Annotated in this window: 12 protein-coding genes and 1 pseudogene; 9 read left to right on the top strand and 4 right to left on the bottom strand. The window is 64.5% G+C overall.

All coding sequences use genetic code 11. The features are described 5' to 3' along the window. The 5 genes and pseudogenes from VBE63_RS21630 to VBE63_RS21610 all read left to right on the top strand — a co-directional run. The coding region (locus tag VBE63_RS21630) for a hypothetical protein (protein WP_323685092.1) at positions 1-185 on the top strand (185 nt) is incomplete at its 5' end. A 16-nt stretch (positions 186-201) separates the two neighbouring features. Continuing rightward, positions 202-825: a DUF4143 domain-containing protein gene (locus tag VBE63_RS21625; RefSeq protein ID WP_416274622.1), complete on the top strand. Its 624-nt coding sequence runs from the start codon at positions 202-204 to the stop codon at positions 823-825. A 70-nt stretch (positions 826-895) separates the two neighbouring features. After that, positions 896-1027, top strand: a complete 132-nt coding sequence (locus VBE63_RS21620) for a hypothetical protein (RefSeq protein WP_323685090.1) — start codon at positions 896-898, stop codon at positions 1025-1027. Between the two features lie 121 nt (positions 1028-1148). Beyond that, positions 1149-2104 (top strand): annotated as a pseudogene (locus tag VBE63_RS21615) (IS1595 family transposase). A 76-nt stretch (positions 2105-2180) separates the two neighbouring features. Further along, the gene (locus VBE63_RS21610; protein ID WP_323685089.1) at positions 2181-2408 is read left to right on the top strand and encodes a hypothetical protein; all 228 of its coding nucleotides are present in this window, start codon (positions 2181-2183) and stop codon (positions 2406-2408) included. Positions 2409-2433: 25 nt separating this feature from the next. On the opposite strand, the gene VBE63_RS21605 is transcribed toward VBE63_RS21610, so the two are convergent. Beyond that, positions 2434-3450, bottom strand: a complete 1017-nt coding sequence (locus tag VBE63_RS21605; protein ID WP_323685088.1) for a sodium:calcium antiporter — start codon at positions 3448-3450, stop codon at positions 2434-2436. Positions 3451-3534: 84 nt separating this feature from the next. Further along, positions 3535-4020: a hypothetical protein gene (locus VBE63_RS21600; protein ID WP_323685087.1), complete on the bottom strand. Its 486-nt coding sequence runs from the start codon at positions 4018-4020 to the stop codon at positions 3535-3537. 482 nt (positions 4021-4502) lie between these two features. On the opposite strand from VBE63_RS21600, the gene VBE63_RS21595 reads away from it, so the two are divergent. Both VBE63_RS21595 and VBE63_RS21590 read left to right on the top strand, forming a co-directional pair. Then, positions 4503-5228: a BON domain-containing protein gene (locus VBE63_RS21595; RefSeq protein WP_323685086.1), complete on the top strand. Its 726-nt coding sequence runs from the start codon at positions 4503-4505 to the stop codon at positions 5226-5228. A gap of 14 nt (positions 5229-5242) precedes the next feature. Further along, entirely contained in the window at positions 5243-5413 is a 171-nt protein-coding gene (locus VBE63_RS21590; RefSeq protein ID WP_323685085.1) for a hypothetical protein, read from the top strand. Between the two features lie 67 nt (positions 5414-5480). On the opposite strand, the gene VBE63_RS21585 is transcribed toward VBE63_RS21590, so the two are convergent. Both VBE63_RS21585 and VBE63_RS21580 read right to left on the bottom strand, forming a co-directional pair. Continuing rightward, a complete protein-coding gene (locus tag VBE63_RS21585) occupies positions 5481-6911 on the bottom strand; it encodes a sigma-54 dependent transcriptional regulator (RefSeq protein ID WP_323685084.1) in 1431 nt (476 codons plus the stop codon). A 63-nt stretch (positions 6912-6974) separates the two neighbouring features. Then, entirely contained in the window at positions 6975-7403 is a 429-nt protein-coding gene (locus VBE63_RS21580; RefSeq protein WP_323685083.1) for a CBS domain-containing protein, read from the bottom strand. Positions 7404-7715: 312 nt separating this feature from the next. On the opposite strand from VBE63_RS21580, the gene VBE63_RS21575 reads away from it, so the two are divergent. After that, complete coding sequence (locus VBE63_RS21575; protein WP_323685082.1) at positions 7716-8951, top strand: efflux RND transporter periplasmic adaptor subunit; 1236 nt, start codon at positions 7716-7718, stop codon at positions 8949-8951. Further along, positions 8948-9549, top strand: a 602-nt coding sequence (locus VBE63_RS21570) for an efflux RND transporter permease subunit (RefSeq protein ID WP_323685081.1), incomplete at its 3' end; no start/stop codon positions are given. The genes VBE63_RS21575 and VBE63_RS21570, both read left to right, overlap by 4 nt.

The raw sequence follows: 9549 nt of genomic DNA, 5'->3' as shown, positions 1-9549 counted from the left end.
TTGGTAGCCTCGGTCGCGCAGCAGTCTTGGTGACCGATCTCAGGTCGCCAGGCGCTCAGCATCATCGCCAGCTTGCGATCGCCGAGCCCGGGTCCATGGCCCAAACGCCGGCACTGGACGCGAAGGGCTCGTCGATGGGCGCGATGACCGTCGCGCTGTCGGGCTTGATATCCTTGATGAGCTGATAGGCGGGAGGATTTCATCCGCACCTTCCTCGAGCGGGGCATCCCGTCGCTCGGCTTCAACGTCTCGGCACCGGTGATGGAGCGATTGTGGCGTCTGCTCGCCCACTACAACGGCCAGGTCATCCACGACAGCAAGTTGGCTGGGGCGATGGACCTGAGTGTCCCGCCCCTCAAACGCTACCTGGCACTGCTTGAGCAGACGTACATGATCCGGCTGCTGCTGCCGTTTGAGACCAACCTGAAGAAACGGTTGGTGCGCTCGCCCAAGCTCTATCTGCGCGATACCGGGGTCTTGCATGCACTGCTGGAGATTGAAGACTTCGATCAACTCTTGGCCAACACGCAAGTCGGCGAGTCCTGGGAGGCCTTCGTTATCGAGCAATTGGTCAATGCGCTGCCGCGCTGGCGTCCCTCCTTTTTGCGCACCGGCAACTGCGCCGAAATCGATCTGCTGCTCGAGCGTGGTGGCCAACGCCGGGTGTTTGAGATCAAGCTCTCCAAGGCGCCGAAGCCCTCGCGTGGCGTCAGTCGAGACTGTTCAAGTCATCAGTGGCCAGCAGGCTGCTGGGAAAGCCACCGCGGACCCAGAGCTGCTTCCAGTCGGCGACGGTCGCAAACTCCAGGAGCAGGAAGGGGGTGAACTCGACGTGGGTGATGCGCCCGGCTCTGCGATCGCGGTCGATCTCGGAGCGCAGGGCGGAGAAGCATTCGTGCAACGACTGGATCTCGTCGAGACAGATCAAGGCGTCGCGGTGGTGATCGAAGAACAGCTCAGGCTCGTTGAGCTTGGCGCGATCGGCACAATCCTGGAGATCGAGGGAGACGGCAGGCGCATCGCCTAGCCATTGGCGAGCCAGGGTCAAATTGCCACATCCTGATTAGCAAGCCTCTTCAGCCAAGCCCCTTTTTCGCCACGGAAAGGCGCATAGTGGGGCGACTCCCGCTTGCTCGAAGGATCTCGTCATGCCGATGAACCGCATTCAATTTCAGCCTGGATTGTCGTTGCCGAGGTTCACCGCGCAGTTCGGCACCGAGGCGCTCTGCGAGGCTGAGCTCGAACGGTTGCGCTGGCCCGAGGGATTTCGTTGCCCCAAGTGCGACCATTCGCAGGCCTACATCCTTCATGTCGGCGCCCACAAGACCTTTCAGTGCCGGGCCTGTCGGACACAGACCTCGTTGATCGCCGACACCCTGTTTCAGAGCACCCACTTGGCGCTGACGGTGTGGTTTCTGGCGATCTATCTGATCAGTCAGGCCAAGACCGGCCTGTCAGCACTGGCCCTGAAACGGCTGCTGGGCGTGAGCTATCCCACCGCCTGGCTGATTCCAGCACAAGCTGATGCAGGCCATGACCGAGCGCGACAGCGCCTATACGCTCAGTGGTGACGTCCAAGTCGACGATGTGTATCTCGGCGGAGAACTCACCGGCGGCACGCCCGGGCGCGGGCTCGGAGAACAAAGTCCCCTTCGTCGCGGCGGTGTCCTTGAGCCCCGAAGGACACCCGCTCTACACCAAAATGGCCGCTGTTGCTGGCTTCACCCGCAAGGCGATGGCCGCGTGGGCGCGCCGCGATCTGGCTCCCGGTTGCGATGTGACCTCCGATGGCTTGGCCTGCTTCGCCGGGGTCACCGATGCCGAGTGTACGCATCATGTCATCGTCGTTGGCACGCGCAAACCGAAGGACTTGCCTGCGTTCAGCTGGGTCAACACGCTCTTGGGCCATCTCAAGAGCAGTTTCGGTGGCGCCTACCATGCCTTTGACTTCGAGAAGTATCGTGCTCGCTATCTCGGCACCTTCGCCTATCGCTTCAACCGACGCTTCCATCTGGAGACGATTCATAGCCGTCTGCTGCTGGCGGCGACAACCACCGGGCCGCGTCCTGAGCGCTGGCTTCGTCTGGCTGAAGAAGCTTGCTAATCAGGTGCCACATTGACGCGGCCCAAGCAGGGCCAGCGCTTGCTCGCCGAGGCGCGGAATGTATCCATGCATTTTGATGATAGCTCATTCTGTCTGCTGGTGGCTCTTCATCCTGGCTGCCTGGATTGAGGGCACCTGGCTCACCGGCGGAGCCTCTCCGGGTGAGCCGTCCATGAATCCGTTGCAGGGAATCATTGGAGCGCTCATCTTCAGCCTGTTTAGCCTTGCGCTCTTTGGCTGGGTGACCATTCCAGCCGGCGCTTTGATCGGCTGTTGGATGCTGCGCACCACAGGCTCGCGTTAAGCGATCGGCATCGGCTATCCACCCCTCACCAGCGCACCAGTGTCGCCAGCCCGGCAAGGTAGAACACCAGCACGGCCGCGCTCTCGAAACCGATGTTGGCGACACCGCTGCGCTCGCGGCGGATCAGACCCAACAATAGTATGGCGGTCAGCAGCAGGGTCAGACTGATGATGAACAGCGGCTGTTCACTGATCGCGTGGTAGAGCGAGCCCTCACGATAGGCCATATCCGCGAACACGAGGAACAGCACATCGAAGGTGTTGCCGCCAATAATGCCGCCAACGGCCAGGGTCAAGGCCCCTTGGCGTACGGCCGCGATCGTTGTCACCAGTTCTGGCAACGAGGTGGCCACCGCCGTGAACAGGCTGCCGACCAGGGTCTCCGAGAGCCCGGTGTGGCGCACCAGCGCAATCCCGCTGACGCCAACCACCCAGCCGGCCACAGCAACGACGGCTGCTAACAGCAGGAAACGCATCCAGATCCGCCAAACGCCCTGCGCACTGCGCTGGGCTTCAGCCGGGATGTCCTCGCGCGTGTCGTCGGTCTGCACCGGTGTCCAGCCGGGGGCCTTGGTGGTCGCCGCGGCGAGCTGAAGGCCGAAGACGTAGAGCACGAGAACCAAGACCGAGACCGGATGCACGCCGAAGAACGCGATCTCGGGCGCCGTCGCGGCCAGTAACGGCAGTGCGAGCAAAGCGCAGAGCAAGGCCCCATTGATCAGGTTGGTGAGCGAGGCCGCTGCGTGCTCGAGGTTCGCGTCGCGGTAGACCCAGTCGGCGACGACAAGGAACGCGGTCTGGGCCGCGATCCCGCCGACCGCATTGCCCACCGCCAGATCCGCACGGCCGGCCAGCGCGGTGGTGATCGACACCACGCTCCCCGGTAGCGAGGTCGTCGCCCCCAACAGCACAGCGCCGAACACCGCCTCGCCGAGACCGGTGAGATCGGACAGACGGTCGGCGATCGCGGCCAGCCGCGAGCCGGCCAGTGCAATCACCAGCGTGCCACCGGCAAACAGCAACACCGTCAGGGGGAGCGACAACTGCTCCGGGCTCACTGCTCGCTCACGGGTTGCAACCCTGGCTTATCGGCGCCTGCTCAGGGACGCCGATGCAGGCGCACAGCATCAATAGCTCGGGCCAGGCGTCGCTTCAGCCACACCGGCCTTGGTCCAGCCGTTGAAGATCACCGTCTCCAGGCCTTGGGCAGGCACAGTGACCTCTTGCACGAAGGTCCTCTCGAACCCGTTGACATCCACCTGATAGCGACCGGCGGGCAGCTTGATCATCAGCCAGGGACCGGGAGAAAAGGCCCGCAGCACGGGCACATCATCGAGCGTGTTGATGCTCACCGCGACATCGGCCAGATAGTTGCCCTCGGCGACGGCGAATTCGAGCTTCAGGTTGTACTCGTCAGCCTCGTTCATCAGCGCTTCGCGCGCGGACGCTCCGACACCACCACTGATCCAAGGCGTGCCGCGGTAGGTACCTTGATCCAGCGGGACCTCGTCGTCGCTCATCGCGGCGTCTGCGCTGACAGCCAGGCCGATGCCGCTCATGGCGATGGCGAAGGCGATGGGAAGGATGGCGATGCGTGCTAACCCTGTACTCATAATCAGTCTCCTCAGTGCATTGAAAGGGTATGACGCTCAATGCAACGACCATGCCTTCTTCCCACCTTGGCCCTCATCCGGCGTTCATCGCCTGCAAGCGCTTGGCTCCCTGTGCAGTTGGGGCATGTTAACCAAGCGCGGGGCATTTCAACCAAGCGCGGGGGTATTTCAACCAAGAACGACGCCGTTGACGCCTTGGAGTAAACCCACGGCAGCGATGGGAATCTGACCACAGCACACTAGGCCGCTGAGGATGCCTGGGCACGCCCGATCTGACAGCGATTCACTCCGCTCGTGACATCTGCGTGGCATCAGACATGCATCAAGGACCGTGAGGCTGAACACGCCTCCTCAATGGACAAGTCGGACAGCACGAAGGCGTCGGCGAGCACAGGTCCACCTGCGTCCGGAATGCGCTGTGCTCGTGAACGGGGACCGTCGACACATGAAGACTGTTTGCAACCCAACCGAGGCTCTCTCTGATGACCCATCACATTGAACAGGTCGACGCCGTGCGCAAGGCCTGGCAAGACGACCCAGACATTGGCGAGCAGGCCGACCGTCTGCATCTGATCCCGCAAACGACCGAGGCGGCGAACCCCTGGCGTGTGGTTGGCGAGGTGTCCTCGATCCCCGCGCGGCGCAAAGCCACTCGACTGGCGCGCGAAGTGCTGGCGAGCGCGGCGGTGGAGGACGATGTCTTGCTCGAGCCGGCGATCCGGGAGTCGGATGACAGCCTCGCCGCCGAGGTGCGTCGCACCCTGCGCGCTGAGCCGCCCTTACAGGCGGTCCGCGTCATCGACTCCGGTGAGCGACCGCCCGCGCGCGCGCAGCCCTGGATCGGGGTGATCGCCAGCGCCAGCATCATCCACCTGGGTGGATGGGTGCCTGAACTCTCGCTCGCGGCGCTGGCCGAAGGCGTGGCCTGGGAAACCGGGGCCTGCCGTGACGTGCGCAACCTGATCCGCTATCAGCCGTTGAATGCGCATCCGGAGCAAGCCGTCGCCGACGCCGCGACAACGCTGATGCGCGAGCATCCACGGCTTGGCGATCAACCGATCCACATTGACGTCAAGCTCGGCGAAGCGACCCTCATCGGCACGGTCAGCGATAATGAAATGAGGCAGCTCGCCGAATCGCTGTGCTGGTTCGTGCCGCATGTGCGCGCCGTGGACAACCAGCTCGAGATCTCGGGCGAGCTGACTTGAGCTTGATGCGTTCAATGCACATCCTTGAGCGCGCTGCCAGCTGCATCAACGATGTCGGGCCCCTCTCCGAGCAGGTCGCCGCGGACGTCACCGAACGCTTGGGCAACGTACCGCAGGCCTTCAGTCATATCGGGCTGGTGAATGCCGCGCACGCCATTCAGCAGGCCGAGCGCCAGCGACGCTGAGAACGACCGGTCACCCTGGCGCTCGAGACGAGCGCTCACACCAAGCATCCCGCCGTGACCTGTTCAGTCAGCGACCGCCGTCGTCGCCTCCCGTCGGCGCCTCCGCCCCCTCGCTCGACAAGCCATATTTCTGGATTCGATAGCGCAGCGTCTCGCGGGTGGTGCCGAGCGCGCGGGCGGCGGCGGTGACGTTGTAACCGCTGCGCTCAAGCGCGGTGCGGATGATGTAGCGGTCCATCTCATCGAGCGACAGACTGCCATCAAGCGGGATCATCAGCCGATCGCCCTTGATGCTCGGCCCGCTGCCGGGCGCGGCAGCCACCCCTTGACCAAGCTGCAGCCACTCAATGGGGAGGACGCTGTCGCGCGCCAGCAGTACGGCGCGCTCGACGACATTACGCAGCTCGCGCACATTGCCCGGCCAGTGGTAGCTGCGCATCTGCTCGTAGACTGTCGGTGGCACCTCGCGCACTTGGCGGCCAGAGCGGGCGTTGTATTCGTCGATCAACACCGGCACCAGTTGTTCGAGATCCTCGAGGCGCTCGCGCAGTGGTGGCAGGTCGAGGCGGAACACCGAGAGACGATGGAACAGGTCGCTGCGAAAATCGCCGCTGCGCACGCGCTCCTCGAGACGCTGATTACTGGCGGCGATGATCTGCACATCGACCTCGATCAGGCGCTCGCCGCCGAGCCGGCGCAGACGCCGGTCCTCGAGCACGCTCAAGAGCTTGGTCTGCAGATCGAGCTCCATCTCGGCAATCTCATCGAGGAACAGGGTGCCTTCGTGCGCCTGTTCCAGATAGCCGCGATGGCGGCCCTTGGCGCCGGTGAAGGCGCCGGCCTCGTGACCGAAGAGTTCGGATTCGAGCAGCTCGCGCGGCAAGGCGGCGCAGTTGACCTCGATCATGGGACCCTCGGCGCGCGGACCACCGTGATGGAGAATGCGCGCCACCAGGCCTTTACCGGTGCCGGTCTCGCCGCCGATGATCAGCGCGCTGAATGGCACCTCGGCGAGCCGCGCGATCAAGCGGCGCGTCTCCTCGGTGGTCTTGCTGCCGCCAAGATAGGCGCTTGGCGCATAGCGACGGCGCCCGTCGCGGGTCTGGGTGTGCAGGCGGCGCTGGGCCAGGGCGCTGCGGCGGGCGCCGGCAACAACGAGTTCGAGCCGTGACAGCGGACAGGGCTTCTCGAGGAAGTCATAGGCGCCGAGGTGCAGGGCGCGCACCGAGTCCGGAACGCTGCCATAGCCGGTCAGCAGGATCCATTCGCCGGGGATCTTCTGCGCGCGCAGGGTTTCCATCAGATCGAGCGCATTGCCATCCGGCAGACTCATGTCGGCCAGGATCACCAAGGGCTCGAGCTTGCGGCTGGTCAGGATATCTCGGGCGCTCGACAACCGGCCAGCGACCTCCACATCCCAACCCTTGCCGGAAAAATGGCGTTGGAACTCCTGGGCGAGGGCGTCTTCGTCTTCCAGGATCAACAGGGAATCAGCCATCAGTTAAACCTTATGCATGCCGCACCGTCGCCTTGGCGCTTGGTCGCCATGGCCCATCATCGATCAAGCCTCACCGCGGACGCGCTGATTCCAGTCCAACTCGGGACCGGCGCTGGACGCGGCTTCAGCCGCTTTCAGCAGCCCGATCAGGTCAATGACACCGACCAGGCGTGGCCCCGACTCGACCACAAAGAGCGTATTCACGCGCTTGGATAGCATCAAACGCCGCGCGTCGTCGAGAGGAGTCTCGGGGCCACAGCTGACCGGCTCGCCGCGCATGAGGTGACGGACGAGCGCGCGTGTGGGATCAAGCTCCCCGTTGACGGCCCGCGCAGCGACATCCAGCGAGTCGAGGACACCGATCAAGCGACCTTGATCAACCACCGCCAGACTACAGAATCCAGTCTCACCGAATCGGCTCGCCGCGGCAGTCAAGGTACTGTCCGGATCGACCACTGGAAAGTCGGTGCGCATAGCGTTGATCAATGTCATCAAGAAGCTCCCGGTCAATGCAGATGTCCCGGTCAATAAGCAACTTCAGTGCCGTACTCGCGCACTGAGCAACAGCGCCTCGCTGAGCGCGATGGGCGCCCATCCTGCCTGCCCAATCGGCTGATATCAACCATAAGCCGGTTGAAATGACCCATCGGGTCTCGGTGATGGGGACCTTGCCAACGAACCATGGGCAGCTTGCCCCCCGTTGCTGGCAGGTTGCGAATCACCTGCGAGCGCCGATCGCAGACAGGCACACAAGTTGCGGCAGCCAGAGATGCTATCGACGAATGGCCAGCAGAGGAGACCGAGATGCGACATTCAAAGGTGGGCTTGCTCATCCTGCTGGGCCTCTTCCTCGCGGTCATCCTGGCCCTTGGCTGGTGGAACCGAGAGGCCCTACTCGCGTTGATCGAGTCGCCGGCGCCGACCGACCAAGGCCGACCGCCACCGTTGATCGAGGTCGCCCCCGTTGAGCGGGCCGAGATCCAAGTGCGCCTGCAAGCAACTGGCACCCTCAAAGCGGCCGAGACCGTAACCCTCACCGCCCGCTCACGCGGACGCGTCGAGGCGGTGCACTTCGAAGAAGGCAGCGAGGTCAGCAAGCATCAGGCGCTGGTCCTGCTCGAGCGCAAACGCGCACAGGCGGCGGTGCAGGAAGCCGCCGCACGCGTCGCGCAGACGGCACGGCAATTGGATCGGCTTGAGACACTCGATGCCGATGCCTTCGTCTCCGAGACCGAACTCGAGGAGGCGCGCGCAGCCGCCAGCGAGGCGCGCGCGGCATGGCGCGTCAGTAGCGAGGACCTCGCCGACCGGATCATCGAGGCCCCCTTCGACGGGCTGATCGGCCGCCGGCTCATCAGCCCCGGCGCCCTGCTCGAGCCCGGCATGGCCATCGCGTCACTGAGCCGCACCGCGCCCTTGGACCTGTTGCTCGACGTGCCCGGCAACGCGCTGGCGAAGATCGAGACCGGACAGCAGGTCATCGCCACCACGCCGGCCTACCCGCAACAGCGCTTCGAGGGCCGGGTCACCTTCGTCGCGCCTGAGGTTGCCGAGAACACCCGCACCCTGACACTCGAAGCCACCTTCGACAATGCCGATCACCGGCTCAAGCCGGGCCTGTTCATGACCGCCGAGCTGGTCACCGACCGCCGCGAGATCCTGCGCGTACCAGAGGCCGCGGTGATCGCACAGGGACCGACGAATCACCTGTTTGTCCTCGACTCCCAGGACGCCGACAGCCAGGCGCGCGTCCGCCGGCAGCCGGTGCAGACTGGCATCCGTCGAGACGGCTGGGTCGAGATCACCCGCGGCGTCAGCGCCGATGAGCGAGTGGTCGTCGCGGGCCTGCAGCGTCTGCGCGATGGCATCGCGGTTCAGATCAAAGATGACCCGCAGCGGCAAAGCACGCAATCACCAGCCAGCAAGCGCAAGCCAGATGAGCATACCGAGCCGGCCCATCCATCGCCCGGTTCCTCGTCCGATTCATCCGCCGGTGCTCCGGCCGGCTTGGAACAAGCGACTCAGGGTGACAGCCCATGAAGCTCACCACCCTCGCCGTCACCCGACCGGTGGTCGCGACCGTCGTCTCGCTGCTGGTCATCGTCATCGGACTCGCCGCCGTGCTCAATCTACCGGTGCGCGAGTACCCGGATGTCGATGATCCCACCATCACCGCGACCGTGACCTACCCCGGCGCTGCCGCCGAGGTGGTCGAGCGCGAGATCACCGAGCCGATCGAGAAAGCGGTGAGCGGCATCGATGGCGTGCGCCAGATCCGCGCCAGCTCTCGGGATGGGCGCGCGCGCATCGAGGTCGAGTTCTCACTCAACCGCGATCTCGATCTTGCCGCCGCCGACGTGCGCGATCGCATCTCGACCGTGCGCAACGATCTGCCCGACGAGGCCGAGGACCCCGAGATCAGCCAACAATCGCTGCAGGCCCAGGTCGTCATGTGGGTCACGCTCACCAGCGATGAGCTGGACCGACTCGCCCTCTCCGATCTTGCCGACCGGGTGCTGGTCGACCAGCTCTCGACCGTGCCGGGCGTCGCCCAGGTGCTGTTCGGCGGCGAGCGCCGTTACGCGATGCGCATCCACCTCGACCTGCAGCGCTTGGCGGCCCATCAGCTCACGGTGCT

Source organism: Lamprobacter sp. (assembly GCF_034860625.1).
In the GTDB taxonomy this organism is placed as follows: domain Bacteria; phylum Pseudomonadota; class Gammaproteobacteria; order Chromatiales; family Chromatiaceae; genus Lamprobacter.
This window is presented reverse-complemented; position numbering and strand designations above follow the sequence as displayed.

Excerpts from the sequence above, each read along its gene's own strand:
- VBE63_RS21585 (WP_323685084.1), bottom strand. The coding sequence starts at position 6,911 with ATGGCTGATTCCCTGTTGATCCTGGAAGACGAAGACGCCCTCGCCCAG.
- VBE63_RS21575 (WP_323685082.1), top strand. The coding sequence starts at position 7,716 with ATGCGACATTCAAAGGTGGGCTTGCTCATCCTGCTGGGCCTCTTCCTC.
- VBE63_RS21590 (WP_323685085.1), top strand. The coding sequence starts at position 5,243 with ATGCACATCCTTGAGCGCGCTGCCAGCTGCATCAACGATGTCGGGCCC.
- VBE63_RS21610 (WP_323685089.1), top strand. The coding sequence starts at position 2,181 with ATGATAGCTCATTCTGTCTGCTGGTGGCTCTTCATCCTGGCTGCCTGG.
- VBE63_RS21595 (WP_323685086.1), top strand. The coding sequence starts at position 4,503 with ATGACCCATCACATTGAACAGGTCGACGCCGTGCGCAAGGCCTGGCAA.
- VBE63_RS21600 (WP_323685087.1), bottom strand. The coding sequence starts at position 4,020 with ATGAGTACAGGGTTAGCACGCATCGCCATCCTTCCCATCGCCTTCGCC.
- VBE63_RS21580 (WP_323685083.1), bottom strand. The coding sequence starts at position 7,403 with ATGACATTGATCAACGCTATGCGCACCGACTTTCCAGTGGTCGATCCG.